Annotated in this window: 28 protein-coding genes and 1 tRNA gene; 12 read left to right on the forward strand and 17 right to left on the reverse strand. The window is 46.8% G+C overall.

Annotated features, from left to right (window positions below; all coding sequences use genetic code 11):
- Positions 1–4: 4 nt before the first annotated feature.
- Complete coding sequence (locus DXD25_RS04825; RefSeq protein WP_117662025.1) at positions 5–691, forward strand: response regulator transcription factor; 687 nt, start codon at positions 5–7, stop codon at positions 689–691.
- Here the strand turns inward: DXD25_RS04825 and DXD25_RS04830 are convergent.
- The 3 genes from DXD25_RS04830 to DXD25_RS04840 form a co-directional block, all read right to left on the reverse strand.
- Entirely contained in the window at positions 675–1097 is a 423-nt protein-coding gene (locus DXD25_RS04830) for a hypothetical protein (protein WP_117662026.1), read from the reverse strand. The two genes, DXD25_RS04825 and DXD25_RS04830, sit on opposite strands and share 17 nt — an antisense overlap.
- 39 nt (positions 1098–1136) lie before the next feature.
- A complete protein-coding gene (locus DXD25_RS04835) occupies positions 1137–2129 on the reverse strand; it encodes a hypothetical protein (RefSeq protein ID WP_147327851.1) in 993 nt (330 codons plus the stop codon).
- 67 nt (positions 2130–2196) lie between these two features.
- Positions 2197–2703, reverse strand: a complete 507-nt coding sequence (locus DXD25_RS04840) for an RNA polymerase sigma factor (RefSeq protein ID WP_117662028.1) — start codon at positions 2701–2703, stop codon at positions 2197–2199.
- 352 nt (positions 2704–3055) lie between these two features.
- Here DXD25_RS04840 and DXD25_RS04845 point away from each other — a divergent pair, with 352 nt between their 5' ends.
- On the forward strand, positions 3056–4117 hold the full coding sequence (locus DXD25_RS04845) for a porin (RefSeq protein WP_117662029.1): 1062 nt from the start codon (positions 3056–3058) through the stop codon (positions 4115–4117).
- A gap of 98 nt (positions 4118–4215) precedes the next feature.
- On the opposite strand, the gene hisB is transcribed toward DXD25_RS04845, so the two are convergent.
- From hisB to DXD25_RS04860, 3 genes are all read right to left on the reverse strand, one after another.
- Positions 4216–5292 (reverse strand): bifunctional histidinol-phosphatase/imidazoleglycerol-phosphate dehydratase HisB, encoded by a 1077-nt coding sequence (gene hisB, locus DXD25_RS04850; protein ID WP_117662030.1) that lies wholly within the window; start codon positions 5290–5292, stop codon positions 4216–4218.
- Positions 5293–5331: 39 nt separating this feature from the next.
- Entirely contained in the window at positions 5332–6054 is a 723-nt protein-coding gene (locus tag DXD25_RS04855) for a hypothetical protein (RefSeq protein WP_147327852.1), read from the reverse strand.
- A 75-nt stretch (positions 6055–6129) separates the two neighbouring features.
- Entirely contained in the window at positions 6130–6933 is an 804-nt protein-coding gene (locus DXD25_RS04860) for an RNA methyltransferase (protein ID WP_117662032.1), read from the reverse strand.
- 130 nt (positions 6934–7063) lie between these two features.
- Between DXD25_RS04860 and DXD25_RS04865 the strand changes: the two genes are divergently transcribed.
- Positions 7064–9304 carry a BamA/TamA family outer membrane protein gene (locus DXD25_RS04865; protein WP_233522191.1) on the forward strand — a complete coding sequence of 747 codons (2241 nt, stop codon included), beginning with the start codon at positions 7064–7066 and terminating at the stop codon, positions 9302–9304.
- On the opposite strand, the gene DXD25_RS04870 is transcribed toward DXD25_RS04865, so the two are convergent.
- Positions 9258–9713, reverse strand: coding sequence for a hypothetical protein (locus DXD25_RS04870; protein ID WP_117662033.1), 456 nt, complete (start codon positions 9711–9713; stop codon positions 9258–9260). The genes DXD25_RS04865 and DXD25_RS04870 overlap by 47 nt on opposite strands.
- A 137-nt stretch (positions 9714–9850) precedes the next feature.
- Between DXD25_RS04870 and DXD25_RS04875 the strand changes: the two genes are divergently transcribed.
- Positions 9851–10654, forward strand: a complete 804-nt coding sequence (locus DXD25_RS04875; protein ID WP_117662034.1) for an MBL fold metallo-hydrolase — start codon at positions 9851–9853, stop codon at positions 10652–10654.
- A 47-nt stretch (positions 10655–10701) separates the two neighbouring features.
- Here the strand turns inward: DXD25_RS04875 and DXD25_RS04880 are convergent, their stop codons facing one another.
- Positions 10702–11985: an O-acetylhomoserine aminocarboxypropyltransferase/cysteine synthase family protein gene (locus DXD25_RS04880; RefSeq protein ID WP_117662035.1), complete on the reverse strand. Its 1284-nt coding sequence runs from the start codon at positions 11983–11985 to the stop codon at positions 10702–10704.
- Positions 11986–12126: 141 nt separating this feature from the next.
- Complete coding sequence (locus tag DXD25_RS04885) at positions 12127–12495, reverse strand: DMT family protein (protein ID WP_089545349.1); 369 nt, start codon at positions 12493–12495, stop codon at positions 12127–12129.
- A 246-nt stretch (positions 12496–12741) separates the two neighbouring features.
- On the opposite strand from DXD25_RS04885, the gene DXD25_RS04890 reads away from it, so the two are divergent.
- Positions 12742–12814 (forward strand) — tRNA-Lys (locus DXD25_RS04890).
- Here DXD25_RS04890 and DXD25_RS04895 read toward each other — a convergent pair.
- From DXD25_RS04895 to DXD25_RS16625, 6 genes are all read right to left on the reverse strand, one after another.
- Positions 12804–12989, reverse strand: coding sequence for a hypothetical protein (locus DXD25_RS04895; RefSeq protein WP_117662036.1), 186 nt, complete (start codon positions 12987–12989; stop codon positions 12804–12806). The two genes, DXD25_RS04890 and DXD25_RS04895, sit on opposite strands and share 11 nt — an antisense overlap.
- A 5-nt stretch (positions 12990–12994) precedes the next feature.
- A complete protein-coding gene (locus tag DXD25_RS04900) occupies positions 12995–13420 on the reverse strand; it encodes a Fur family transcriptional regulator (RefSeq protein WP_117662037.1) in 426 nt (141 codons plus the stop codon).
- A 51-nt stretch (positions 13421–13471) separates the two neighbouring features.
- Complete coding sequence (locus DXD25_RS04905; RefSeq protein ID WP_117662038.1) at positions 13472–14170, reverse strand: hypothetical protein; 699 nt, start codon at positions 14168–14170, stop codon at positions 13472–13474.
- Entirely contained in the window at positions 14148–14966 is an 819-nt protein-coding gene (locus tag DXD25_RS04910) for a metallophosphoesterase (protein ID WP_117662039.1), read from the reverse strand. Before DXD25_RS04910 ends, DXD25_RS04905 begins: the two co-directional genes overlap by 23 nt.
- 265 nt (positions 14967–15231) lie before the next feature.
- Positions 15232–15846, reverse strand: a complete 615-nt coding sequence (locus tag DXD25_RS04915; protein WP_117662040.1) for a DNA-binding protein — start codon at positions 15844–15846, stop codon at positions 15232–15234.
- 102 nt (positions 15847–15948) lie between these two features.
- Positions 15949–16050: a smalltalk protein gene (locus DXD25_RS16625; protein ID WP_370453400.1), complete on the reverse strand. Its 102-nt coding sequence runs from the start codon at positions 16048–16050 to the stop codon at positions 15949–15951.
- A gap of 701 nt (positions 16051–16751) precedes the next feature.
- Here DXD25_RS16625 and DXD25_RS04920 point away from each other — a divergent pair.
- From DXD25_RS04920 to DXD25_RS04940, 5 genes are all read left to right on the forward strand, one after another.
- Entirely contained in the window at positions 16752–17666 is a 915-nt protein-coding gene (locus tag DXD25_RS04920; protein WP_147327853.1) for a hypothetical protein, read from the forward strand.
- Between the two features lie 118 nt (positions 17667–17784).
- On the forward strand, positions 17785–18624 hold the full coding sequence (locus tag DXD25_RS04925) for a hypothetical protein (RefSeq protein WP_147327854.1): 840 nt from the start codon (positions 17785–17787) through the stop codon (positions 18622–18624).
- 253 nt (positions 18625–18877) lie between these two features.
- A complete protein-coding gene (locus DXD25_RS04930; protein WP_117662043.1) occupies positions 18878–20368 on the forward strand; it encodes a DUF3987 domain-containing protein in 1491 nt (496 codons plus the stop codon).
- Positions 20358–21482 (forward strand): CHC2 zinc finger domain-containing protein, encoded by a 1125-nt coding sequence (locus DXD25_RS04935; protein WP_158556294.1) that lies wholly within the window; start codon positions 20358–20360, stop codon positions 21480–21482. Before DXD25_RS04930 ends, DXD25_RS04935 begins: the two co-directional genes overlap by 11 nt.
- Positions 21483–21554: 72 nt before the next feature.
- Complete coding sequence (locus DXD25_RS04940) at positions 21555–21959, forward strand: DUF5675 family protein (protein WP_147327855.1); 405 nt, start codon at positions 21555–21557, stop codon at positions 21957–21959.
- Between the two features lie 183 nt (positions 21960–22142).
- Here the strand turns inward: DXD25_RS04940 and DXD25_RS04945 are convergent, their stop codons facing one another.
- Positions 22143–23729, reverse strand: a complete 1587-nt coding sequence (locus tag DXD25_RS04945) for an ATP-binding protein (protein WP_117662046.1) — start codon at positions 23727–23729, stop codon at positions 22143–22145.
- A gap of 594 nt (positions 23730–24323) precedes the next feature.
- Between DXD25_RS04945 and DXD25_RS04955 the strand changes: the two genes are divergently transcribed.
- A complete protein-coding gene (locus DXD25_RS04955; protein WP_233522192.1) occupies positions 24324–25016 on the forward strand; it encodes a DNA methyltransferase in 693 nt (230 codons plus the stop codon).
- Here DXD25_RS04955 and DXD25_RS17105 read toward each other — a convergent pair.
- Positions 24988–25503 carry a hypothetical protein gene (locus DXD25_RS17105; RefSeq protein WP_233522193.1) on the reverse strand — a complete coding sequence of 172 codons (516 nt, stop codon included), beginning with the start codon at positions 25501–25503 and terminating at the stop codon, positions 24988–24990. The two genes, DXD25_RS04955 and DXD25_RS17105, sit on opposite strands and share 29 nt — an antisense overlap.
- A gap of 30 nt (positions 25504–25533) precedes the next feature.
- On the opposite strand from DXD25_RS17105, the gene DXD25_RS17110 reads away from it, so the two are divergent.
- Positions 25534–26493, forward strand: coding sequence for an Eco57I restriction-modification methylase domain-containing protein (locus tag DXD25_RS17110; RefSeq protein ID WP_233522194.1), 960 nt, complete (start codon positions 25534–25536; stop codon positions 26491–26493).
- Positions 26494–26576: the final 83 nt, after the last annotated feature.

Genomic DNA, 26576 nt, shown 5'->3' on the forward strand with positions numbered 1-26576 from the left:
AAAAATGATCAAGATATTATTTGCAGACGATGACTTGAAGTATTCTATGTTGCTGAAGAGTTTCCTGCAGCAGCATGGCTACGATGTGACTTATGCCGGAAATGGCATGAAGGCATGGGAGCAGTTCCCGGAGGTGAAGCCCGACCTAGTATTGCTCGACATCAATATGCCGGAGATGGATGGCTATGAGGTGGCTGAGCGCATCAGAGCCATCGACCCGAAGGTGCTTATCTTCTTCCTCACCGACCGTACGGAGAAGAACGATCGACTGAAAGGTTTCTCCCTGAAGGCAAACGATTATCTTGCCAAGCCCTTCTATCCGGAAGAGTTGCTGGCAAGAATAGAGGAGCGGTTCTCCATGAATGAGAGTGAGACGATAGAAGAGGAGGTGTATCATTTCGGAGAAACCACCTTCTGCTATAACAACAATGAGCTTCGTACCCGTTCCTCTCGTGTGCTCATTACCAGCCGACAAGCCGACATCCTCCGTCTGCTGGCGAAGAATATCGGCAATGTAGTAAGCAAGGAGATGATACAGGAGGCGGTGTGGGGTACCGTAAGCTATGCCAACTCCCTGGCTGTGAATGTGCAGATGACGTATCTCCGCCATGCTCTTCAGCATGATGTGACCGTTAAGATTGAGTCGCTGAAGAAAAAGGGATACGTCTTATCTGTTATTTCTCCAGAGTAACGATGATGTAGCTTCTGCCATCCTCCTTCAGACCTCTTTCCTGAATGGCTTTGGTGCCCTCTTTCAAGATCTCGATGGCTCTGATCTTGCTGGGAGAAATCTTGTTGAATTCCTCTTTAGTCAGCTCCTGCTCTCTGCCCTTGATCAGATAGTGAGGGTCTGGCTTGGGGGCAGGAGGTGTGGTAGTGGTGATGATATGAATCTCTATCACATCTCTTTTGGGTGCCGGCAGGACGTTGGTGTTTACCTGGTAATTCTTGATGGTTTTACCGATGAGTTCCTTGCCGGTGAAGTTTGGAATGCGCTCGCCGTCGATGCTGTAGATACGCAGGGTATCTGCCTTGGATGCCATACTGCTGGTTATGCCCAGCAGGGCAAATGCAATGGTGAAAATATACTTTTTCATAAGCGTGAAATGTTTTGTAATTCAGCGTGAAATGTTTTATCATTCGTTTAACTGTGCCAATGGAAGTAGCTGATAACTACCATATTGCGTTTCTGTAATATTGATGGTGTAATGCTGCATGTTGCCTTCGTTGTCCAGGGTTGAGATAACGATGTTATTGCCTTGACGGTTGATGGTCAGCTGCTCGGCAGAAGGCAGGGCGGCAGAGGCTACTTCATAAATCTGATTGAAATCTTCATGAATGCTTCTTTCTGCTTCAGATGAAGTCTTCCCGGCATTGCCGGAAGTCTTTTCATTTTTTCTTGAAGTCTTCCCCGTATTTTCTGAAGTCTTCTCCGTATTGCCAAAAGAGGTCTCTTCTGTATTTTCTGCAGTCTTCCCTGCATGTTTCTCGCTTCTTCCTGCGATATTCTTTCTTTTGGCAAGGGATATCTTGCTTGTCTTCATTTCCTGTGGAGTCACGATATCCTGGGTTGCAGCCAGGAAGAGGGAGTCGGCACGTTCCATCTTTTCGTACGCATTCAGATGCTCGTTTCCATCTTCAGAAGATGGCTGCGAGCGAACCACCTGCTCTGCAGGAACCAGGTTGGCGAAGCCTGGTTGTTGTTCAGAAGAGGATGAGAAATAATCCTTGATAGGGAAGAGCAGGAAGATGAGACCTGCCAGCATCGCTGTAGCGAGAAGAATGGCTGAGAGGCGTACCCATCTTGTTTCGTGCTTCTTAGAAGCTGCAAGGGACATCTCTTTCATTTGCAGCTGTCCATCAGCTCCTTCTTTTCTGTCCAGTTCTTTCATCTCTTCTTTTCCGTCCAATTCTTCCATCATTTCCATTTCTGTTTGATGGAAATTCGGAGTATAGTTCTCCATTCCCAGCATCAGGTTTCTGATGTCGAGATCCTCATCCGTTAAATCCTTATCCTTGCAATGGCGATAGAAATCAGCCAATGCCTGTTCTTCCTCCACACTGGTATCAGCATCGAGGTAGCGTTCTATCAGCTCGTGGCGATAGGTTATATCTTCTAGTTTCTTCATTTCTTTCATTTTTAGAGTTCCTTTTTTAGAATTCAATTTGAAAGAGCTCAATTTGAGCACCAGCCTTTTATGATTTCATCATTTTCAGCAATGATCTTCTTGCTGCAGAAATCATCGTCTTGGTGCTCGTCTTGTTGGCTCCACAGATTTCGGCAATCTCATCAAGGCTCTTTCCCTCGCTTCTCAATAGCAGCATTCTTCTCTGCGTATCCGGAAGCCTGTCCATCGCTTTGTTGAGTCGCCTTTGCGTATCTTCGCCGATGATGGTCTGGTCGGTACGCTCGGTTGCCGTACAGATTTCTGCAGGATGCTTCATCTGTTCCAGCGATGCCGTCTGGGCTTTGTTGCGTCTCAGATGGTCGATGCAGAGATTCCTGGCTATCGTCATACCTAAAGCCTCGATGCTCTGGTATTCAGAGAGCCTTTCGCGCATCTTCCAGAGCTTCACCAGGGTTTCCTGCACGATGTCATCGGCTTCTTCGGCAAGGGTTCCTGCCGAGAGATAGCGTTGACAATGTGCCGTCAACCTGGGGCGCATTTCCTGGGCGATATGTTCAAATTCTGTTTCTTCCATTTGTTCCTTTTTATGTGTATGACGCAAGAAGAGGCGAAAGGTAAACAAAAAAAATGCTACCTTCGCACATTTCTGTGCAAAGATAGCATAAAAACTTGAGATATAGACATATCTTTTATTTTATTTGTGGATGAAGTGGTTTATTCCTCTGTTTTTGCCATCATTACAATGATATTACAGGTGCAGAAAATCAGTGATGTAACAGCTTTGTAATACTTATGTTTTACGGTAGAAATATCTTCTCCTTACCTTTGCAGTCGAAATGAAGAAGATGTCTTTTTGCATCAGTAGGAAAAGATTTCATTCGGAATAAACAAAATCAGATTTACGTGTATATATAATAAGGTAAGAAATGAAGAAGAAAACGTATTTGTTGATGGCACTCACGATGGTGTCGATGGGAATGAATGCCCAGAATTCAGGAAAAAGCTCTGTTGAGAAGGGCATTGAGGAATTCACCAAGTCGATGACCATTGGTGGAACCATCCGCTCAAAGTATGAGTACCAGACCGAAGAGGGGGAGGGACGATTCGAGGTGCGTACTGCCCGCATCAACGTGGCTGGCAACGTAACACCTCAGGTGAGCTATAAGGCAGAGATTGACCTTTGCGATGAGGGCAAAATCAAGATGCTGGATGCTTATACTCGCATCACTCCTTGGAAAACCCTGCAGTTCACCATCGGTCAGGAGCGTGTGCCATTCACCATCGATGCTCACCGTTCTCCTCATCAGCAGTACTTTGCCAACCGTTCGTTCATCGCCAAGCAGGTGGGTAACGTGCGCGACGTGGGTGCTGAAATCGGATACACCTGGAATGTAGGTTTCCCTATCGTGGTGAATGCCGGTATCTTCAACGGTTCTGGCTTGACCAACCAGAAGGATTACTGGACCAAGGGTGTCAACTATTCTGCCAAGGCTCAGTTCCTCTTTCCGAATGTGAACCTGGTGTTGAGTACCCAGAAGATCAAGCCATCTGATATTACGGTAACGATGTATGATGGCGGTATCACCTTCCACAAGGGCGGTTTCATAGCTGAGGCAGAGTATCTTTACAAGCATTACAGCAAGGATGCCTTCCACGATGTGCATGCTTTCGATGGATTCGTATGCTATGATATTCCGGTTCGCAATCAGAAGAGCATCATCCGGAAGGTTTCGCCATTGGCAAGATATGATTTCATGAGCGACCACAGTGATGGTACCCGATATGGTGCTTCTGATACCGAGCTCGGTGCCTTGAAGATCAATGATTACAAGCGCCATCGTGTTACTGGCGGTGTAACCTTGAGCCTTGCCAAGCCATTCATCTCAGATATTCGTATCAACTACGAGAAGTATTTCTATCGCAAGGGTGGCATTGCCAAGACTTCAGAAAAGGATAAGATTGTTGTGGAGTTCATGACAAAGTTTTAATTTTTTAGGCACGGATTACACGGATTTTTTTGACTTGCGCAACTTAAAAAACTCATAGCGCCAGCCTCCGTGTAATCCGTGTAATCCGTGCCTAAAAGTTATAGCATTCCCTTTGAGCTAGGAAGCTCGAAGTGGTAGATGTCTCTCTTCACCGCCATTTTCAGCGAGCGAGCAAGCGCCTTGAAGATGCCTTCTATCTTGTGGTGCTCGTTCTCACCCTCAGCCTTGATGTTGAGGTTCATCTTTGCCGCATCACTCAGACTCTTGAAGAAATGCTTGAACATCTCGGTTGGCATTTCGCCCACCTTCTCTCTGTTGAACTCGGCATCCCAGATCAACCATGGACGACCACCGAAATCCAATGCTACCTGACAGAGACAGTCGTCCATCGGCAGACTATAGCCGTATCTTTCTATTCCGCGCTTATCACCTAAAGCCTGCAGCAGGCATTCGCCCAGAGCAATACCCGTATCTTCAATGGTGTGATGCTCATCCACATAGAGGTCGCCCTTGGTGTGGATGGTGAGGTCCATCATGCCGTGCTTGCCTATCTGTTCCAGCATGTGGTCGAAGAAACCAAGACCGGTAGAAATGTCGCATTTGCCGCTGCCATCGAGATTTACCTTGATGTAGATATCCGTCTCCTTGGTGGTGCGCTTCACCTCGGCAATGCGGTCGCCGGCAAAGAGAATCTCAGCAATCTTATCCCAGTCCATGCCGTCTTTTCCGAGAATCAGACTCTTGCAACCCAGATTTTCTGCAAGCTGGGCATCGGTTTCACGGTCGCCGATTACATAACTGTTTGCCATATCGTAGGCTGGATTGTCGATGTATTCGGTCAGCATGCCCGTGCCTGGCTTTCTCATTGGCGAGTTATCCTCCGGGAAGTGGCGGTCGATGTGCTGCTTGGCGAAGTGGATGCCCTCGCTCTCCAGGGTCTGGATGATGAAGTTGTGTACTGGCCAGAAGGTATCCTCCGGGAAGGAGTCGGTGCCCAGTCCGTCCTGGTTGCTCACCATCACCAGCTCGTAGTCGGTGTGCTGGGCAATGAAGGCGAGGTTGCGGAATACGCCCTTGGTGAATACCAGCTTCTCGAAGCTGTCAATCTGTTCGTCCGCAGGTTCCTGAATCAGGGTTCCGTCGCGGTCGATGAAGAGTAATCTTGTCTGTTTCATGTCTCTTTCTATCTCTTTTATGTTAATATGTTAATATGATTAATACTTCTTGTTTTCCTCTTCTTCTGCAGCCATTTCTGCAGCCATCTGCTCTATGCCGGCTACGGCCATCTGCTGCTGACTCTCCTTCAGTTTTTTCTTTTCCTCATCCTGCACCTTGTAGGATGCATACTGGTAAGCCAGTGCGATGCCGAGCCAGGTGAGGGCATAGATGATGAGCAGGCTGGTGAGGGTGAAGACGAGGAAGAGGAGTGGGGTGAAATAGCTCGGTACGCCGAGCGGATCGCCCTGGAGTGCACCCAACTGTGAGTAGAGCTGGGCGATGATGAGGATGATGGTAGGCACGGCTGCGATAAAGGTGGCGATGCCTACTATCATCATGCCCAGGAAGCAGGTCATGAGGAAGCCTCCGAAGTGGCGGAGGATGCGGACCAGTGATCTGCCCGGCTTGCGCTTTTCGCCCTGAGGGCAGAGCTGCTTGTGGGGCAGGAGATGCCAGAATGATACTGCCGCCATCACAAGGGTGGCTGCGTAGATGATGGTTTGCAGGATGAATGAAGCCATCGGATTCGCTTCTCCCCAATCGTGAAGCGACTTGTTGGGGAGGAGAAAGTAAAGTACGATTGCCAGCAATACTGCGAAAGGCACGTGGGTAACCCATGTCTGCTTCACAAGCGAACGGATATCGCTCGTTACGGTATTGTAGGATGCTTTCATGCAGGCAGTTATGCTGCGTTGCTTAAATAATTCATTTACTTCCATAGTTATATGATTTGATGCTGTTTAACTATTCCGAAAAATCACTTTTGACCTTTTGACCTTTTGACCTTTTTGGTCTTAAAAGTTTCTTCTGAATTCCGAGCAGGTGATGGCTGTAGCGATCGCTACGTTCAGGCTGTCGGCTGTGGCTCTTCCTTCCGGGAAGTTCGGGATGAGCAGTCTTCGGTTCACCTTCTTGGCAAGGGCAGGCGAAATGCCTTTTCCTTCGTTTCCCATCACGATGAGTCCCCGGTTTTCCAGCTGCTGCTGATAGATGTTGTCGCCATCGAGCAGGGTGCCATATACGGGTACATCTGCAGGCAATGACTCTACCAGAGCCAGCAGGTTGCCATATTCCACCTTCACTCTCGCTATGCTGCCCATCGTGGCCTGTACCACCTTCGGGTTATACACGTCGGCAGTATCCTGACTGCAGTAGATGTGGGTGATGCCAAACCAGTCGGCAATGCGGATGATGGTGCCCAGGTTGCCCGGGTCTTGCACGCCATCCAGGGCGAGGCTCAGTTCCTGGGTGTTGATTTTAGAAAAGCCGAAGTTCTTCTCCTCCGCCTCTTCCTGAGAGCTGTTGGAATCCTGCTTATTGCAGCCGGTATCCTGTCTGAAAACAGCCAGCACCTGCTGCGGATGCTGCAGGAAGCTCACCTTCTTCAGCTCCTCTTCGGTCACCTCTATCACTTCTATCTGCGCCGCAAGGTGCTTGCCGTGGAGCCACTCCTGGGTGGCCACAATGAGGTCGGCAGGTTGCAGGGCGAGCAGGTCATCTACTACCTTGAAACCTTCCGCCACGAACTTTCCTTCCTTGTTGCGGTTCTTCTTCAGTTCGAGCGAACGAATGTATTTTATCTTATTCTTGCTAATCATTTGTTGTTGTTTCTAATCTTTAATGGATGCAAAGGTAGCATAAAAAGCAGACAATACAAAATAAAAAGTGCTAAATATTTTGTATTTTCTTCGTTTTACACTATCTTTGCAATCTAAAAGGATTAGATTCGTGAAAATACAGAAGATTTCAGTTCTCGCCCTGCCACTGGTTCTGGCTGGATGTTCTGCCAGCAAGTATGTGCAGGAGGGGGAGTATATATTAAATAAGGTGGAAGTGAAGAGCGACTCTGCAGAATATGATGCAGGGGCGCTCAAGCAGTATGTGCGACAGAAAGAGAAGCCAAAGCTCTTTGCACTCTTTAAAAATCCGTTCAGCAAGAAGCCCGTCATCTATGATTCCATCCAGGCACGACTCACTTGCCAGGACCTGCTCACGGCGATGCAGAACCAGGGATTCCTGCACGCTGGCGTATCCCTCTATACTACCGTTCACGGAGAGGATTGGGCGAAGGGTGGTAACAAGAATGAGATGGATGGCAAGAATGAGAATGCGGATGGCGAGAACGGGAATGCGAAGGGCAGGAAGCGGAAGAAAGCCCCGAAGCTGGATGCCACTTATCTGTTGCATCCCGGTGAGCCGTTCCTCATTGGCAAGGTGGAGTATGACATTGAGGATAAGAACATACAGGATAGATTGCAGCTGGATAATCCTGATAACCAGATGCTGAAACCGGGAATGCGTTTCACGGTAGAGGCGCTGGATAATGAGCGCAAGCGTATTTCCAATCTCCTCATTGATGATGGATACTTCCGCTTCAACAAGGATTTCATCCACTTTTCTGCAGATACCATCACGGGCAGCAAAGACATCGGCGTTACCCTGCATCTGATGAACTACAAGGCTAACAGTAATGCGCCGGAAACCCCGCACTCTCGATATGTTATCAGGAAGATCAACTATCTTAGCAACGACAGCGACCGCATCCACCTGCGCCATCAGGTGCTCCTGAATGCCACTGCCCTGAAGGAGGGAAGTCCCTACAGCGCCTCTGCCCTGCAACGTACGTATAATAATTTCGCACGCCTGCAGGCGGTGAAATATACCAATATCCGATTTGTGGAAGCTCCCGATAGCGGAATGCTCGATTGCAATATCCAGATTAGCACCAACAAGCCTTCTACCATCTCCTTCCAGCCGGAAGGAACCAATACGGCTGGCGATCTGGGTGCTGCGGCTTCGCTCACCTATACCAACAGAAACCTCTTCCGGGGTAGCGAACAGTTGAGTATCGAGCTGCGTGGTGCCTACGAGGCTATCACCGGACTGGAGGGCTATCAGGACCAGAACTATCAGGAGTATTCGATAGAGAGCAAGCTGGTGTTCCCACGCTTCGTAGCACCGCTGCTGTCTAGGAATTTCAGAAGAAGGCAGACTGCCAATACGGAGTATTCGGTGGCCTGGGACCTCCAGAACCGTCCGGAGTTCCATCGTCGCGTCTTCTCCATGGCATGGCGCTACCGCTGGGCTGAACCCCGCCATCATCTCAACTGGCGATTCGACCTGCTCGACCTCAACTATGTGTATATGCCTTGGATTTCAGAGACTTTCAAGCGCGACTATCTGGATGACGTAGATAACAGAAATGCCATCCTGCGCTATAATTACGAGGATATCTTCATCATGAAGATGGGATTCGGATTGACCTATAGCGATGGGATAGATGCCTTCCGACTGAATGTGGAGTCTTCGGGCAATCTGCTCAGCGCTTTCTCCAAGGCGCTGAATTTCAAGATAAATTCTCAGGGACAGCGTACCTTCATCAATATCGCCTATGCCCAGTATGCCAAGGCTGATTTCGACTACACCCATCTGGTGCGCTTCGACGACCGCAATGTGCTGGCGCTGCATGCAGGCATCGGCGTGGCGTATCCTTACGGCAACAGCAAGGTGCTGCCTTTCGAGAAACGGTATTTCTCGGGTGGTGCCAACTCGGTGAGAGGCTGGGGCGTAAGAGAGCTGGGACCTGGCGGATACAAGGGCAATGACGGGCGCATCGACTTCATCAACCAGACGGGTGATATGAAGCTCGACCTGAATGCCGAGTACCGCACTCCTTTGTTCTGGAAATTCGAAGGTGCCCTGTTTGTGGATGCAGGTAATATCTGGACGCTCAGAAAATATGATGAGCAGCCCAACGGACAGTTTAAGTTAGATAAGTTCTACAAGCAGATTGCTGCGGCGTATGGTATGGGTCTGAGGTTGAACTTCGATTATTTCATCCTCCGATTCGATATGGGTATGAAGGCTATCAATCCTGCCTACGAGAGTGGGGATGAGCATTGGGCGATTATTCACCCAAAGCTCAGTCGTGATTTCGCCTTTCACTTCGCGGTAGGTTTACCATTCTAATCTTCCATACCCCGTTCTCGATACGCATCGGCAGGTGGAAGTCGGCCTCTTCTACGAGGTGGGCTTCCTGCCCGATGGTGTCCATCTGCAGAAAATTATATACGGTGATGCTGACGGTGGCGTTCGCTCCGTCGTCGCTGAAGTCGATGTCGTTGATTTCTACCGTGGCATCCTCAGCCTTGGTACGCAGCAGGTCCACATCCGCCTGATGCACGTTGCTGGCAGCATAGCGTAGCCAGGATTCCGAACTCTGGGTGCAGTACTTCAGAGTCTTGGGGAACTGCCAGTTGAAGTAGTAGGTGGCGAATGAATCGATGTCATTCTCCAGCTGATTTTCGTCACCCTGATGAGATTGGCATCCCGTAAGGGTGTAAACGCTTGTCAGTATGGCTGCTACGGCGATAGCCATACAGGATATTGTTTTCCTAATCATGTTTTCGAATTCTTAAAATTTCTATTTATTTGCTTATTTTGGGCACAAAGATAGTAAAAAACTTTGTAATAAGAATCTTTTTTGCTAACTTTGCAGGGAAAATAACAATTAAAATGCTAAAATTTATATCCTTTGGCAGTGGAAGCAGTGGCAACAGCTACTATCTTTACACTGAAACGGATTCGCTATTGATAGACGTAGGAGTAGGTATCAGAACCCTGAAGAAGCACTTCCATAACTATGGATTGCGCTTCGAGGATGTGCATCATATCCTCATTACCCATGACCACGCCGACCATGTAAAGTCGGTGGGGAGCTTGAGTACTGACTATCATCTACCAGTATATGCAACCCGTAAAGTTCATGCAGGTATCGAGCGCAACTACTGCGTCCGAAAGAAAATCGTGCCCAATCATGCGCACATCATAGAGAAAGGTGTGCCGTTCGTGGTGGGCGAGTTCAGGGTTACTCCGTTTGGGGTGCCTCACGACAGTACGGATAATGTGGGCTATTTCGTGGAGCACGAGGGCGTCACTTTCTGTCTGATTACGGATGTGGGACACATCACGGAGGAGATTCAGGAGTTCATCGGCAAGGCGAACTATCTGGTGCTCGAATCGAACTATAGTGTGGAGATGCTTCAGACAGGAAAATATCCTCAGTATCTGAAGGACAGAATCCTGGGTCCGAACGGTCATCTCAGCAATGATGAGTGTGCCCATGCGCTTGCCGACTTCGCCACTCCGAGCCTCCGCCACGTATGGCTCTGCCATCTCAGTGAGGAGAATAATCATCCTGAACTGGCGAGAAAGACCGTGGAGCAGATTCTCAGGAGCAAGGGCATCATTGCCGGAAAGGACTTCGAGCTGGAAGTACTGAAGCGGAAGACGCCTAGTGAGATTTTTAAATTGGTGTAAATAAAAGAGAGAGGAGGGTGTGTCATTGACACACCCTCCTCATTCTTTTATATCTTATTCAATGCCTGCTTGATATCATCCAGGATATCTTCTACATCCTCGATACCTACTGACAATCGGATCAAGTCTGGGGCAACGCCTGCCTCCTTCAACTGCTCGTCTGAAAGCTGGCGGTGGGTATGGCTGGCAGGGTGGAGCACGCAGGTGCGGGCATCTGCCACATGAGTCACGATGTTGATCATATCCAATGAATCCATGAACTTGATGGCTGTCTCACGGTCGCCCTTCAATCCGAAGGCGATGACGCCGCAGGTGCCGTTTGGCATGTACTTCTGGGCAAGGTCGTAATACTCGTCGCCCTTCAGCCCGCTATAGTGAACCCAAGCCACACGCTCATCATTCTGCAGGAACTCAGCCACCTTCTGTGCATTCTCGCAATGCTGGCGCATGCGCAGGTGCAGGCTCTGCAGACCCAGGTTCAGGATGAATGAGTTCATTGGCGCAGGGATGGAACCCAGGTCGCGCATCAGCTGTGCCACGAGCTTGGTGGTGTATCCCATCTTGCCGAAAGCCTTCACGTAGGTGAGTCCGTGGTAGCTTTCATCCGGTGTGCAGAGACCAGGGAATTTTTCGGCATTCGCCATCCAGTCGAAGTTGCCGCTATCCACTACAACGCCGCCTACCTGCGATGCAGTACCGTCCATATACTTGGTGGTAGAGTGGGTAACGATGTCGGCACCCCACTCGAATGGGCGACAGTTGATAGGTGTGGCGAAGGTGTTATCTACGATGAGAGGCACGCCGTTCTTGTGAGCGATGCGGGCGAACTTCTCGATGTCGAGCACGGCACAGCCAGGGTTGCTGATGGTTTCGCCGAACACTACCTTGGTGTTAGGGCGGAAAGCCTTCTGGATTTCCTCCTCGCTGGCGTTAGGGTTTACGAAGGTGCACTCGATGCCGAGCTTCTTCAGGGTAACGCCGAAGAGATTGAAGGTGCCGCCGTAGATTTCGTTGGAGGTAACGATGTGGTCGCCAGCCTCGCAGATGTTGAATACGGCATAGAAGTTGGCAGCCTGACCGCTTGAGGTCAATACGGCGCCCACACCACCTTCGAGCTGAGCGATCTTCTTTGCCACAGCATCATTGGTAGGGTTCTGGAGTCGGGTATAGAAGTAGCCCTCCTTCTTCAGGTCGAAGAGCATCGCCATCTCCTCAGAGTTGTCGTATTTGAATGTAGTACTCTGATAGATAGGCACTTCTATCGGTTCGCCGTTCTTCGGCTCATAGCCTCCCTGCACGCAGAGGGAAGCAACACGTAATTTCTTTTCCATTGTCGGTTATTCTTTTATGTTGTTATAATTGTTCTTCTTTCTTTGTTGTTAACGCCCTGAAAGGGCAGAAGCTCTTAGCCCAGGGCATCGCCCTGGGTATTCAGGACGCAAGCCTGTCGCCCTGTAAGGGCAAAAGCTTTATTATTTCATGAAGACGAAATACACGGCAGCGATGAGGCAGACGAATGCGGCAAAGTGATTCCAATGCAAGCCCTGCCCCTGGAAGAGGAGGTTGGCGATGATGGCGAAGACGATGAGCGACACGCACTCTTGTATCACTTTGAGCTGTACCAGATTGAATGGACCGCCGTTGTCGATGAATCCGATGCGGTTGGCTGGTACCTGGCAGCAGTATTCGAAGAAGGCGATCGCCCAACTGAAGGCGATGACTCCGATGAGTGGCCAGTTGCTGCTGGTGCCCGTCTGCTGGAGTTTGAGATGTCCATACCATGCGAGCGTCATGAAGATGTTGCTCAGCACGAGGAGCAGGATAGTGTATATTCCGTTCATATTCTCTTATGTTTTTGATTTCTTAATTGATAAGATTTCTCTTATATTCTCTTATGTTCTTTGATGCTCTACATATATAATAATGTATAAGTGGCTGCAAAGATACACTTTTTCTCTTGAAAATGTATGGAAAATCAGGAAAATGCGCATGAAAAAGAAAAAAGTTGCCGAAAAATTTGGTGGTGTCAGAAAAAAGCAGTACCTTTGCAACCGCTTTTGAGAAATAACTCAAATGCTAAGCTTGCTGCACCCTTAGCTCAGTTGGTAGAGCAACTGACTCTTAATCAGTGGGTCTAGGGTTCGAATCCCTAAGGGTGTACAAAAAAGCTCCGAAGAAGTTCATCTTTCTTCGGAGCTTTTTTTGTTGTTGTAAAAACAATAGGCATTGCTTTCAGCGATGCCTCTTCTTTTGGAATAGGCATTGCTTTCAGCGAAGCCTCTTCTTTTGGAATAGGCATTGCTTTCAGCGAAGCCTCTTCTTTTGGAATAGGCATTGCTTTCAGCGATGCCTCTTCCTGCACTCAGGGCATTCTCCCTTGATGACGAAGGAGACGGAGTGGGGATAGAATCCTTCCGGCAATTCGAAGCTCGGAATATGGATATCCTCCATGCAGAACGAACGGTGGCATGATTCGCAGTAGAAATGAATATGACCATCATGATGATCACACTCACCTTCCTCCTCACACACTTCGTAGTTCAATATCCCTCTTCCATCCTCGAAGGCATGAACGGCATCATGCTCCAGAAAGAGCGTCAGCGTGCGGAAAATGCTCGACTTATCCACCGACACCATCTTCTGCTCCAAATCCTTCAGACTCAGCGGATTCTGCTCATTCACCAGAGTCTTCATCACCAGTATGCGGTTGGAGGTGGGCTTGATGCCCTTCGCCTCCAGCTTATGAATAATCTCTTCTGTTTCCATTTTTTCTTTCTTTTAAGATAACTTGCTGAACTTGCGAAACTTGCCAATAACTTAGAGTATCTGCATTTTTGCGCCAAACGACAGGCCGAAGACATCCCAGAAACCGGCATTGCCGTTGCGGTAGAACCGCATGAAATAGATATCATTCGTACTCAACTCATAGAAGAGCGTAAGACTCTTTACGCGCTTGCGCCTGTTGTTCGGAATCTGATACGTAAACCGTTCGCCAAATCCCAGATTCGGGCGGATTCGGGTAGAGAAGGGATAGTATCCGCTCTCGTACTTGGTAGGCTGCTTTGTCCAGAAATCGTGACCCAATACCGTGTTCAGGTACAGCGTGCACTCCAGGGGTTCAAACTGCCATCCCTTTCCCCAGTCCTTTCGCCAGGGAATGAAGTTCTCCTTCAGCGTGATTGTCATTTTTACTTCATCCGAATCATATTTCGGAACGATGCCGAAGAGCAGATGCGTCTCCCACTGGCTTCGCTTGCCGTAGTCCCATCCGATACCCAGCGAGATGATACCCATGTTGCCGCAGGTCTGTATCACGCTCTGCGTAGGCATCAGCACATCCCAGTGTTTGCGATAGCGGAGGATGCGCCTGTCGTATCGGGTGAGTGAATCTTCCTCTGAACTCTCCTTTCCTAAACTCTCCTTTCCAAACCCCTCCTCGCCGGCGCTTGCCGTTGTGCTTGCCGATAGCAGGAGGAGCGCCCATATACTGAACTTAAAAATCGATGACTTCAACATGATAATCCTTTGGTGTGATGGTGAAAATGTAATATTGACGGAAGTGTACGCTGCTTGCCATATAGAACAAGGTGCCGTTGTTGTAAAGGTCTTCCTTCCTGGTGTGATGACCGTGACCGTCCAGGCAGAACAGCAGGCGAGGGAACTCGTGGATGTAATAATTGAATACCTTCGCTACGTTGTTGTTAAACTGCTCGGAGTAGGGAGGTGCATGCATGCATACCACGGTGCGGTCGAAGTCGAGCGAATCGGCAGAGCGTTCAGCCTCCATGAAGTCGAAGTTAGGCACCGGACGGGAGTAGTCATACTCGATGGCATTGGTGTTGAGGCAAACGAACTTTACCTTTCCGGCGATGAAGCTGAAGTCGGGATTGCCGTAGATGGCCTCGTAGGTCTGGTTGCCCGTGCCCAGACAGTCGTGGTTGCCCAGCAGCACCACCGAAGGCATCTTGAGTTTCTGCATTCTTTCTCGTGTCCACTTCATTTCGCGGGTAGCGCCGAAGTCGGAGATGTCGCCGCAGTGGATCACGAAGTCGATGCTGTCTTGGCGGCTGTTGATGTCATTAACCGCCTTCTGCAGGTCGTCGTACCACTGATGGCTGTCGCTGATCACGGCAAACCGGATGGTATCCTTGCTCTTCACCGTCTGCTCTATCTTCTGTATGTTCTTGGCATTCAGATTGGTTTCTCCCTTTACGCGAACATCGTAAGGGTGAACATCGAATACGGTATCGCAGCCCGTAAGGAGCAGGGCGGCGATACAGACAAGTAGATAAATTTTGATGTGAGATTTCATATCTTATACCTTATTTTAAATACATTATAGTCTATCTGATATTCTAGCCAGTTTGATATTCCAGGCTATTTGATATTCTAGTCTATTGATTTCGCGTGCAAAGGTACGAAAAAAAACTTGAATAACGAATGAGGTTTTTCCAAAAAGACCACTTTTAAGGAGAAAAAGATAAAAAAAAGAAGGTGCGCCAGATTCACTTCCTTGTTATCTGGCACACCTTGATGTTTTTAGAGATCTCCGTTGTTTTTAGAGATCTGCGTTGTTTTTAGAAATCTACGTTGTCGCCGTTACCATCGCCATCGGTAGAACCGCCACCCTGGCTGGTGTTGCCTCCCTGGCTGGAATCACCTCCCTGGCTGGTACCTCCGCCCTGCGAAGTTCCACCGCCCTGCGAAGTACCTCCGCCCTGGTTGGTGTTATCTTTGTTGTCACCCTCCCCGGTGTCGTTCTTGTCGGCAGAGGTAACCTGCTTCACGATCTTGCCGTTGCGGTCGTAGCAGGTGATGTTGACGCTGGTCTTGGCGAGCTCCTCCTTGATGTCGGCGTTAGGCACGAAGATGATGTAGCGGCGGTTGATGAGTGAGCTGCTCACCTTGTTGACATCCTCCACGGCGGTAGAGTTCAGACCGAATCGGAGGGAGCCGAGTCCCGGTACAGCCACGGAGTGACCCTCGGTGGCCCATGCGGTGATGACTGCTCCGATGGCACCCCAGGCGGCGTTGATCACCTGCTTGGCGAGTCCGCTGCGCACGGCAGCTTCCTCGATAACCTTACTCTGGGTAAGCTGACCGTAGAGGTCTGCCTGCATAACGTATGCCCACTTCTGCTTACCCTTCTCAAAAGCGACGTTGCGCTCGATTGCTTTTACTTTGATACCCATAATTCAAATAGTTTTTAAAGTGAATAATTTAAATTTCAATAAACTCGATTTTAGTGGTTAATTCAGTTCCTGTCTAGCTCGATATCGTGAAAGATTCGAGCACTACATGCAGCTCGTAACTCCGAGTGAAGTACAGAGTGCAGTGAGTACAGTCACGATGACTTGCAGAATCGTCTTCCAAGTTTCCTTTTTCATTTTCTTCATTCCTTTCTTTTTAGTGAATAATCCAGTTTCTGTATCGGGCATCCCCTCCCTGCAGTTCCGCGGTATCCTGCCCGGCAGAGAGCCCCATCAATGAGTTTCATTGACGATGCAAAGATACAACATTTTTGGGCGAAATGCAATAGTTGTCCCGGCATTTGAATCGGCTTGTCCCGGCAGTTGTGAAGTGAGGCATGAAATCCCCTTCGATAGAGCTGCCTTTTCCTGCGTCGCGACGTAGGAAATATTACGTGGCGACGCAGGAATTGCTACGTGGCGACGCAGGAAAAGGGGCGAGGAGGGGAGAGGGAAAAGGTGAATGGGGGTATGGTAAAAGTGAACGAAGTGAACGAGGTGAATGGTGAATTTGGTGAATCTGATGGAAAACGGATACCTGAAAAAAGATTTTTCATTAAGAATATCTTATATAATAATGTACGCGCGTAGCTACTACTATCTCTTTTCAGATGAAATGTATTGATAGAGTTGGAAAAGCGTGTGATTCACCTCGTTCACCATTCACCTCGTTCACTTTTTCTCTTTGTATTATTTTTCTGTTTTTTTGAAAAAAAGAATGGAAATATGATAGATTGTCAACTATTATTAGTACTTTTGCAATAGAATTAACAATTTAAGAAAAAATGGCAACCCCAACAGCAAGAATATTTGTTTATAGGCTTAGCTTTGAATCCTATCTAAAGGATTTGAACGATGAGCCAAGTGTAGAATCAATGAAGGATCTGGCAGATGAACTTTTTGATCTGATAGATGAAAAACTGTCTTTCCAGGATGGCAAAGGTCGTCCTGTAGAGGCTGATAATCTCACGAAGTTTGGTAAGGAGATGCTCTACTTTAGAATGGAGAAGCAGTCGCAAAGAACATTGAATGCAGAAAAGTCGCATAAGGAAAATCATGTCATAGATTTCCCTTACTTCAGTGTTGTCTTCGATTTTCGCCATTCTGATGATTATATCCTTATGGGCATAGAGCATAAAAGTGCAGCCTTTCAGGACATTGACTATGTGCGAAAGAATATAGAGGTCTGTCTGGATGAACTTTTCAGGAAGAAGCAGCCTTACAATGTGAGGATTCGGCCTATTTCCATAAAGGATGAGTTCTGGAAAAAAGTGAGATTGTTGTGTAGTAATGGAAAAGACCGCCTTCAGTCTATAGGTCTGCAGATACCAAATATCAAGACCTCGTTCCCTCTGAGTGTAAACGAGCGAGAGCGTATGATGCTTGAAGAGTTCTTAAAATATGGAATGGGAATTCGGGCTACTTATGCCAATTTTGACTATGGCTTACCAGAAGATGCGAGCGTATCTGAAGTGGAGGAATATTTTGATATGATGTCGCACATAGCTTGCAAGAATGGCTACGAAATAAAAGCTACGCTGGACAGTGGCAGAGTGATTTCCTCGGCTAAAGATTCGGCGGCTAGCTATCCTTTGGACAAGAGCATCATAGCAGATGTGAATGATGAGGTGGAGGAAAAACTGCCATTTCAAGAGCAGAGGAAAAAGCTTGCTGCATGGTTTGATGAAATCTATCCCGATTTGAAACTTATTGAACAGGAGGAGCAAAATGCTGGAAAGAATAAACGTCATATCAAGAAATGAGATAGATCGTGCTTACAAGGATCATGTCTTCTTTAAGCTAATCAGAATCTTATGCCAGCCATACGTGGTGAGTTTGAAGAATTTTCATCTATTGCCCGAAGAGGTGTTTCAGGAAGTTATGGCATGGCTGGATTTCATCAGTAGAACCGAGGCTGATGAGGATGTCCTGGTGGTTTATTCTTCTGTGCGTAGCCGGATATGGGGGGATATGCGCCTATTGGCTGTGCCCCAATGCCCTGATGAGGAAATTGACAAGTCGGCAGATCTGATTATGGGTATTTTATTTACCTGTCTGATGAAACTGAGTGATGATTTTGTAGATGGATATGGTTTCTATAAGACTTTGGCATTTAGTTTGTTTGAACAAATTACTAGGGAAACAAAAGATAGGGATCATGTAATAAGCTCAATTATCAGTAATTCTTATTATGAAGCGCATAATGAAGAACTTAATGATTGGCTTATTGGGTATATGCTGTATAGCGATAATACTCTAACGGATCACGAAGGCAGACTTAAAACCACGTTGGCGAGAAATGGAAGTCCTAAGGGAAGAAAGCCTTCTCTTTTATTCACTAACGCTGATAAGGAAAAAGATGTAGAGGCTACGGAGTATTGGGCCCATGTGTTCAAGGAATATATATCATCCCGTCAGCGTACGGGGCTTATGCTTGATACGAAGCAGGATAATTTTCTTATTCTATCTATTCATGCCTTCAAGCAATATTGGTGTGATGATAAAAAAATGAAGCTTCCCTCTGCGGGTTCCGCATTTTGCAAGTTCCTGATGGAGGATTGTCTTTTTGAATTGGGAGAAGATGAACAGGGAAACAAGATTAAACTTTCAAGTGTAAATGATACGCTGACCAGAGTGTTATCCAAAGACCTGAATGAATACGATGGTGACTATCTGGCAGTGAACCGTTTTATGCAGCACTTTCTGGAGTCACCCTTCTAGCTATATAGGTTGCGCGACTGGACTTTAAAGTCCTTTCGGATTGGTGTCCTTTCGGAAAATACGAAAAATGTATTTTCCGAAAGGATTTTTTTTCCCCCTTTTTTTTCTCCGTATTTTCTGTTGTGTTATGCGGCATTAGGCGTGTTTTAGGCGGATAATGTCTTTCGGAAAATGAATTATCCGACAATATCCGATAGCCTCACACTCGAATTCTCTTTATATCTTTGCAGCGTCAAAAACAATTATTGTATTGATGGAGAATTCAAAACTTCAGTTGCAGGTAGATTCGCAGAAGAAACCAGCAACCCAGCCACAGGTGGCAACTCAGACTGGAAACCAAAAAGAGGTTGCTGACAATATGAACAATGAAGATGTGCCGCAGCCAGATCTCAATCCCCTGATACGTGACAAGGATTATCCGGCTGGAGTGAGAGAATGGATGATGACGGCCCCTGCTGAACTCAAGTTTGCCACCTTGGCTGTAGCCAGTGCCATGCTTGCTGTGTATGCCACCCGTCTGCGTCTGAATTATGTTTACGACAATTCGCTTTCTGCCATCTTGCTGCATGTTCTGGTATGTGGAGAACAGAGCTCGGGAAAGTCGTTTGCCAGATATTTGATGACGTATTTGATGGCTCCTCTGCAGAAGCGTGATGCAGAACAGAGAAGTGTAGAACAGAAGTACGCAGAACTGAAACGAAGACAGGGTAAAAAGGATGGTAAACTGCCTCCGGAGCCAAAGACGGATATAACGCTGCTACACGAGAATCTGTCTCTTTCTATGCTTATCAAGCGAGCCGATGCTCCTGTCAAGCTGTATGGATGTCCAAAAACATTGTTTCAGTTTGCTGATGAGATTGGTGCTATCGTGCAGGCCAGCAAGCGACAGTTTTCTGATATCAAGCAAATCAACAAAACTGGATATGACCTGGGTTCTCTCTTTGGTCAGGATTATCTGAGTGAAACTAGTTATTCGGCTGTGGTTGATTTGATGTTGTGCTATGTATATACAGGTACTCCGGCTGCTATCAATCGATATATGGACAAAGCTGCCATTGAGGGAGGAAGTGTGACTCGAACAATCCTTTGTAATATAGAAAATCGGTTAGGTGATAATCCGCTGATGTTCAAGACTCTGAGTGTGAAGCAAATTGAAAGTCTGGATAATATACTGGAAAAGCTGATGCAGGGCTGTTATGAGGAGAATGGTAAAAAATTATGTAAGGAGCGACTTCTTGATACGCAATGGCTTGATTCCACTGTACAGCGTTGGTGTGAGTTGCAGCGTAAAAGAGTGTTGAAGACGATGTCTAAGGCTTTGGATGTTTTTTACAAAAGAAGTAGTGTCAGTGCCTTTCGTATAGCTTCATTGATGCAATATCTATACCAGCTTGAGGGTGTCAAGGAAGAACAGGAGATACATAAATTGGTAAAGCAAATTTATCTGGCTTGCGCTGATAGAATTCTGCAGAATATGTTGGGAAAATGGGGACATGTTTTTGAGGAAATCAATGCTGAGTCGGAGTTGGTTCCATATAAGACCAACAATTGGTTTGATGAGTTACCACAGCAGTTTTCGCGTGATTTTCTGGCGGAATATCTGAAACGTAATGACTTGAAGACTCCAGTAAAAAACTTTATCTGTAATTGGACTCGTAAGGGCTGGATCAAGAAAATAGAAAAAAATGTGTATTCTAAAACAGGTAAGGAAAATAAGAAAAAACAAAGAAACAATGATCGATAAATACAATATTCAAAAGCTTCGCGAGCTCGACATCTTGCAGGTGGCTGATCTTCTGGGCATGGGGCTCCGCAACAAGCGAGCCCTCTGCATCCACCATGATGATCATCATCCGAGCCTCGCCTTCAATGTAAAGAAGAACACCTGCCACTGCTATAGCTGCGGATTCTCTGCCGATACCATCGGACTGGTGAGAGAGCGACTGAACCTGGGATTCAGCGAGGCATGTCGCTGGCTGGCAGATCATTTTGATGTGTATATCGGCGATGAGCACAGAGATACTCATCGCAAAGATGTGAAAAAGCCGGTTACGGCATCAGACAGAAGAATGGCTTCCCTGAGAGCGCATTTTGCGGAAACCCATGTCTCACATGGACATCTGGCTTATGTTGCCCCATCATCCGTAGATGTGGAGTTTTACCAGCAGATGTTCCGGCAGATGCATCTGTCTGAATCGGGGCAGAGATTTCTCTTCGAGGAGCGGTTGCTCAGCCCGGAGGCATTGAAGGTCTGCCAGATAGTGAGCACGGAGCAAAGTGTATGCATGGCGAGAGTGGGGCGTGGAGTGTTTGACGGACCATCGCTCATCTTTCCCTATTTCGACCAGGAGGGAAGACTGGTTTCCGTGCAGAGCCGCTATCTGGGAAAGCCGAAGTCTGAGTCATCTTCCGATATGGATAAGGTATCTTTTGATGAAGTAAAGCCGAAGGAGATTCCCCGATTCAAGTTTGCACCAGGCAGTCATCGCATGATATATGGGCTCGACCGATTGAAGGATTATCCTTCTGATGAACCGCTGCTCATCACCGAGGGACCCTCTGATTGCTGGACGGCATTGACTCTTGGCTTTCATGCCATAGCCATCCCCAGTGCCACGCTTTTCGACCGCCGTTTTCAAGGGCTTCTTGCCGGAAGAAATCTTCACATCTTCCCAGATCAGGATGAAGCAGGATTGAATCTTTACTTTGAGCTGAAGAAAGCATTGCCCAGTTTGGTTTACCATCAGCTGCCCGAAGGTTGTAAGGATTTGAGTGAGTATTATCTCAAGCTCCGTCGTAGAGAAGGGATGACGCTGGAGGAGGCGAAAGCCAAGACTCAGGGGTGCGTAAGTGTCTGATAATTATGCTTTTTGTTATTATGTTTATTAATTTGCTTTTTAATTTAATTTTAGGTAGATATGGAAATTTATGTGAATCGTCTATTGCGTGAGCGTGGCACCATCATGGGCACACTCAAAGTTGTGAAAGAGGTTGCTGGCGAAGGGATTGAGCTGGTGAAGGTTTGTGGCACCGTGGAGCGTGAGGCAGATTGCCTTCCGGCAGGAAAGTATCGTGTGCGCATTGGCAAGTGCAAGCGTCTCAACCGCAAGATGCCGTATCTGGTTCCGGTGGATGATGCTTACGCCAAGTCGGTTGCGATGATTCAGCCGGGCAACGGTCCGTTTACGATGAGCCGTGGCAGCATCCTGGTGGGTGAGGTCCATGCCCCCGGCTATGTATTGAAGAGCCAGTCGCTTTTCACCACCCTCTACGAGCGCATCAAGAAGGCGGTGTGGCGAGGCAACGTAGTAACGCTGGAGATTAAGGAGGTGTAGGCAGGAGAAGGATGCTTTTGTTATAATACAGTAAGTATTGTAGTAGAATAGCTGGTGATATTGTAAAAGAAAAAGCAGTTGTTGCGGTAAGAGGCAACAACTGCTTTTCTATGGTCCACCTTCTTGTTTTCTGGACCACCTTTCTGGACCACCGTCAGAACGAAAGATGGCTGGCTTTGTATTTTACAAAGACTCTTCCACTTCTTTCCAATCTATCAATCCCTTGCCTGTTTCATCGAGTTCCACGGCCAGGGCGATGACCTTGCGCTTGTCGGCCTTGAAGGGCTCGGTGTAGCTCTTTTCCTTTATCTTGCTCTCGGCAGCAGAAATGCCGCCATTGTTAGATAGCTTCAGCTCCAGGATGTAGATGAAGTTGGTGGTTTCTACCACCATATCAATTCTGCCCGTAGCAATCATCTTTTCTACTTCCACACGGCAACCGATGGCATTGAAGATGGTGCTCATAATCAGGCGGTAACGCTCCTCCATGTCCATGCTGGCAAGCTTCTTGTTGCTGTAGGGCACATCCGCAATGAGCGCCTTCAGGCATTTCATGGCTTCGGGAAGATTGCCAAGCTGAAGGGCTAGAAACAGACCAGATTGGGTAGATTGTATATCACCATTACTTCGCAAGGTAAGTGCCGGTAACACTGTTTCATAAAGTGCTTGCCTTACCTCAGAATTAGGAAATCCTAAAATATAAACTCCCATCTGGTAATCCTTAATGGTAAGATAACCAGACTGATAGAGGAACAGTTCTGCTCCTCCGCCTGTGACATCCGATGTCTCTATGGTTTGGCGAAGAATGGTGCACGGATCAAAATTACCCAATTTGAGTTCCATGTCATCCACAAACTTAGGCAACAGAGAGGTTGCACCCGATGAAGCCCAGTAGTTCTTCAGATCTGAATCTGCCAAGGCATTGATGAGACTGAACGGATTGAATACATCCACCATATTGCGGCGACTGAAATGATAGCCGTCATAATATGCCGTCAGTTGTGCTACAGCTTCATCGAATGTCCAGTCTTCGTATTCTGCCAATTTGTTGATTTCAGGCTTGAAATCGCGCAGCACCTCTTCTTTCGTAATACCACAGATGGCTGCATATTCCGGCTCAAAGCTGATGTTGCTCAGATTATTGAGCACAGAGAAGAGAGAGATTTGCGTAAACTTGGTGATGCCGGTGATGAAGACAAACTTCTCGTATTTATCCTGAGATTTTAATACGGCAAATACTTCTCTATAAATAGCGGTACATGCTTCGTGCTGGGGAGTCTTCCAGGAATGCTGCAATGGAGAGTCGTATTCGTCGATGAGAATGGCAACCTGTAAACCTGTTTTGTTATAAGCAGTTTTTATAATTTCTATCAGACGAGTTGCTAAGGGAGAGTTACCCCTCGATTCTATCTCATATAAAGATTCATATTCTTGAAAGGTATAGTCCAGATAACCTTTCAGACTTTCCGGTTCAGCGCCAGCCTGGCTCATATCCAGTCTGATGACAGGTCGCTTCACCCATTCCGTCTCCATCTGCATAATCTTCAAACCCTCGAAGAGTTCCTTCTTACCCATGAAGTAGGCTTCGAGCGTATCAACCAGCACTGATTTACCAAAGCGGCGTGGGCGGCTCAGGTAATTATACGTTTTATTTCTGTTGGCAAGTTGCCAGATGATATCTGTTTTGTCAACATATAGGTATCCACCCTTTCTGATTTTTTCAAAAGACTGGATGCCTACTGGCAATCTTCTATCGTTCATTTCTGTCATAATCTAATCTCCTATGTTTTCAGGATGGCTTTTTATGCCCTATCCATCTTTCTGCAAATTCTTTCTATAAATTCTTTCTGCAAAGATACGACGAATATTTTGATTTCGCAAGAAAAAATGGGGGATAATATAAAAAAGGTGGCGAATCTTTTTGTTATCTCTGATTTTTGCAGTATCTTTGCAGAAGCAAAGTTGCACTCGGCAATTTGAAAGCTAGCTTTCATTGCGCTCGTTTGCATTTACTTTGCATTTGGATGGATTCGCCTCAGGGCGATGACGTCTGTCTTTGTGGATGAAATAGATTTCGTATCTAGTTCGATGAAGTTCTAAGTCCAAATAGTCCGACCAGACAATAATACAACAGAACTTCGGAGGATGAGGATGCGCCTAGCTATAGGCGTACCCCTTCCTTTCGTTTCTGTTGTTGGGTAATCTTTGGTCGGACAGCCCGGACTTAGGAATGAATAGGATGTGGGTGCGCCTTTTTCTTTCCACAATATTTAGATAAGACTTTATACGATAAGTCTTTATACGATAAGTCTTTGAAAAACAAGTCTTTCATGTATTATTGATTTTTAAATGTCCGACCAAAACATGATAAATAATCAAGATTCTGATAATGAGAGACAGGTAGTTTCGCGTGAGCGAGTGGCGGAGCATGGAGAAGTTTATACCGCCAAGCGTGAGGTGAATGCTATGCTCGACCTGGTGAAGGAAGAGACGGAGCGTATCGACTCCCGATTCCTGGAACCGGCTTGCGGCAACGGCAATTTCCTCATCGAAATTCAGCGCCGTAAACTCGAGGTGGTGGAGTGCCAGTATGGTAAGAGCAGATACGACTACGAACTGTATGCCGCCCTCGCCATCAGTTCGATGTACGGCGTGGAGCTGCTGCCCGACAATGTGGCTGCCTGTCAGAAGAGGCTCTATGATGATTTCATGGAGCGCTATCAACGTGTGTTTCATCAGGAATGCAGTGCCCCTTATGAGCGTTGCATTCAGTTTCTTTATGCCAAAAACATTCTTTGTGGTGATGCCCTCACCATGGAAACGTCTTCCGGGAAACCTATTGTTTTCTCGGAATGGGGCTTCGTGGGCGGTGGCAAAGTGAAGCGTCGTGACTTCCGTCTTGATGATTTGCTCAAAAACGTGGAGTATGACAAGCCGAAACCGGAGGAGGAGGGTTTGCTCTTTGCCGATACTGGCGAGCCAACCTTCGTGCATGAGCCTATCAAGGAATATCCGTTGACTCATTATCTTAATCTTCCTGACCATGATCAATTATAATCCCGATGTGCTCAGTTGCCTGGCCAATCTGAGCAATGATGAGGTATTCACGCCTCCTGAGATAGCCAACCGTATGCTCGATCTTTTGCCAAAGGAGATTTGGAGCGATAGTAAGGTAAAGTTTCTCGACCCTTTTTGTAAGAGCGGTGTGTTTCTTCGTGAGATAACCAAGCGTCTGCTGGATGGTCTCTCTGAAGAGATTCCCGATATGCAGGAGCGCCTTGACCATATCCTTCATCATCAGGTTTATGGCATGGCGATAACGGAGCTTACTTCTCTGGTGAGCCGCCGTTCGCTCTATTGCAGCAAGGATGCCAGCAGCGAGTATAGCATCAGCCGCTTTGATGAGGCTGCCGGCAACATTGCCTTCCACGAGATTCCGCATACCTGGAATGAATCTACAGGCAAGTGTATCTATTGTGGCGCAAGCCGAGAAGTGTACGAGCGTGGCGAGGATAAGGAAAACCATGCTTATCAGTTTATTCATACAGATAATCCAAAAGAACTATTCAACAATATGAATTTCGATGTAATTATCGGCAATCCGCCGTATCAGTTGAATGATGGTGGGGGTAAGGGAAGTAGTGCAACACCTTTATATCAACTTTTTGTTAATCAATCAAAGAAACTTGCTCCTCATTATTTAATTATGATTATTCCTTCTAGATGGTTTAGTGGTGGAAAGGGATTGGATGTTTTTAGAGAGGATATGTTGACGGACAATAGAATCGAAGTTCTGGTGGATTATTTTAATTCTTCAGATTGTTTCCCAGGAGTTGATTTGTCTGGAGGTGTATGTTATTTTAAATGGAATCGTGATTATAGAGGAGATTGTAAGATTACTAATATCCGAAATAAGCAGACTGTTGAAATGAAACGACCATTGCTGGAGAAGAATTCTTCATCATTTGTGCGCTTTAATCAGGCTATACCTATCTTGCGTAAAGTCCGAAAATTTAAAGAAAAGAGTTTTGAGCAATTAGTAAGTCCTAGAAAACCATTCGGTGATATAAAGCCGTATAAAACTAATGCAAATAATTCTTTGCTAAAAGTCTATGCTTATCCGGAAAATGGTTTTATTAATCAAGAACAAGTCAAGCAAAACGTTAAAGCTATAGAATCTTATAAGGTATTTATAGCTAAAGCTTATGGAGAAAGAGGAGATTTTCCATATTTGGTAATAGGTAAGCCTTTTATTGGTGAAAAGTTTTCTCTTTGTACTGAAACCTATCTTATGATAGGTCCATGTGCATCGGGAGCAGAAACAGAGAATATCATCTCTTATATGCGTACTAAGTTTTTTCGCTTCTTTGTGTTGTTCAAGAAAAATACCCAAAATGCTGCTAGAGGAGTATATTCTTTCGTCCCCCTCCAAGACTTCTCTCATCCTTGGACCGACGAGATGCTCTATCGCAAGTACAAACTCTCATCTGATGAAATCGCCTTTATCGAGTCGATGATTCGTCCGATGGAATAATCTTGAAACAAGATCAGAATAGGGTAAGGGAGCAGGAGAGCATTCTCCTGCTTCCACCTTATTATATATAACAACATAACATC

It is taken from the genome of Prevotella sp. TF12-30, assembly GCF_003436715.1.
Lineage (GTDB): Bacteria > Bacteroidota > Bacteroidia > Bacteroidales > Bacteroidaceae > Prevotella > Prevotella copri_A.

Coding starts and splice junctions, on each gene's coding strand:
- DXD25_RS04825 (WP_117662025.1), top strand. CDS start 5: ATGATCAAGATATTATTTGCAGACGATGACTTGAAGTATTCTATGTTG.
- DXD25_RS04830 (WP_117662026.1), bottom strand. CDS start 1,097: ATGAAAAAGTATATTTTCACCATTGCATTTGCCCTGCTGGGCATAACC.
- DXD25_RS04835 (WP_147327851.1), bottom strand. CDS start 2,129: ATGAAGAAACTAGAAGATATAACCTATCGCCACGAGCTGATAGAACGC.
- DXD25_RS04840 (WP_117662028.1), bottom strand. CDS start 2,703: ATGGAAGAAACAGAATTTGAACATATCGCCCAGGAAATGCGCCCCAGG.
- DXD25_RS04845 (WP_117662029.1), top strand. CDS start 3,056: ATGAAGAAGAAAACGTATTTGTTGATGGCACTCACGATGGTGTCGATG.
- hisB (WP_117662030.1), bottom strand. CDS start 5,292: ATGAAACAGACAAGATTACTCTTCATCGACCGCGACGGAACCCTGATT.
- DXD25_RS04855 (WP_147327852.1), bottom strand. CDS start 6,054: ATGGAAGTAAATGAATTATTTAAGCAACGCAGCATAACTGCCTGCATG.
- DXD25_RS04860 (WP_117662032.1), bottom strand. CDS start 6,933: ATGATTAGCAAGAATAAGATAAAATACATTCGTTCGCTCGAACTGAAG.
- DXD25_RS04870 (WP_117662033.1), bottom strand. CDS start 9,713: ATGGCTATCGCCGTAGCAGCCATACTGACAAGCGTTTACACCCTTACG.
- DXD25_RS04875 (WP_117662034.1), top strand. CDS start 9,851: ATGCTAAAATTTATATCCTTTGGCAGTGGAAGCAGTGGCAACAGCTAC.
- DXD25_RS04880 (WP_117662035.1), bottom strand. CDS start 11,985: ATGGAAAAGAAATTACGTGTTGCTTCCCTCTGCGTGCAGGGAGGCTAT.
- DXD25_RS04885 (WP_089545349.1), bottom strand. CDS start 12,495: ATGAACGGAATATACACTATCCTGCTCCTCGTGCTGAGCAACATCTTC.
- DXD25_RS04895 (WP_117662036.1), bottom strand. CDS start 12,989: ATGCCTATTCCAAAAGAAGAGGCTTCGCTGAAAGCAATGCCTATTCCA.
- DXD25_RS04900 (WP_117662037.1), bottom strand. CDS start 13,420: ATGGAAACAGAAGAGATTATTCATAAGCTGGAGGCGAAGGGCATCAAG.
- DXD25_RS04905 (WP_117662038.1), bottom strand. CDS start 14,170: ATGTTGAAGTCATCGATTTTTAAGTTCAGTATATGGGCGCTCCTCCTG.
- DXD25_RS04910 (WP_117662039.1), bottom strand. CDS start 14,966: ATGAAATCTCACATCAAAATTTATCTACTTGTCTGTATCGCCGCCCTG.
- DXD25_RS04915 (WP_117662040.1), bottom strand. CDS start 15,846: ATGGGTATCAAAGTAAAAGCAATCGAGCGCAACGTCGCTTTTGAGAAG.
- DXD25_RS16625 (WP_370453400.1), bottom strand. CDS start 16,050: ATGAAGAAAATGAAAAAGGAAACTTGGAAGACGATTCTGCAAGTCATC.
- DXD25_RS04925 (WP_147327854.1), top strand. CDS start 17,785: ATGGCATGGCTGGATTTCATCAGTAGAACCGAGGCTGATGAGGATGTC.
- DXD25_RS04930 (WP_117662043.1), top strand. CDS start 18,878: ATGGAGAATTCAAAACTTCAGTTGCAGGTAGATTCGCAGAAGAAACCA.
- DXD25_RS04935 (WP_158556294.1), top strand. CDS start 20,358: ATGATCGATAAATACAATATTCAAAAGCTTCGCGAGCTCGACATCTTG.
- DXD25_RS04945 (WP_117662046.1), bottom strand. CDS start 23,729: ATGACAGAAATGAACGATAGAAGATTGCCAGTAGGCATCCAGTCTTTT.
- DXD25_RS04955 (WP_233522192.1), top strand. CDS start 24,324: ATGATAAATAATCAAGATTCTGATAATGAGAGACAGGTAGTTTCGCGT.
- DXD25_RS17105 (WP_233522193.1), bottom strand. CDS start 25,503: ATGAATAAACTGATAAGCATGGTTTTCCTTATCCTCGCCACGCTCGTA.
- DXD25_RS17110 (WP_233522194.1), top strand. CDS start 25,534: ATGAATTTCGATGTAATTATCGGCAATCCGCCGTATCAGTTGAATGAT.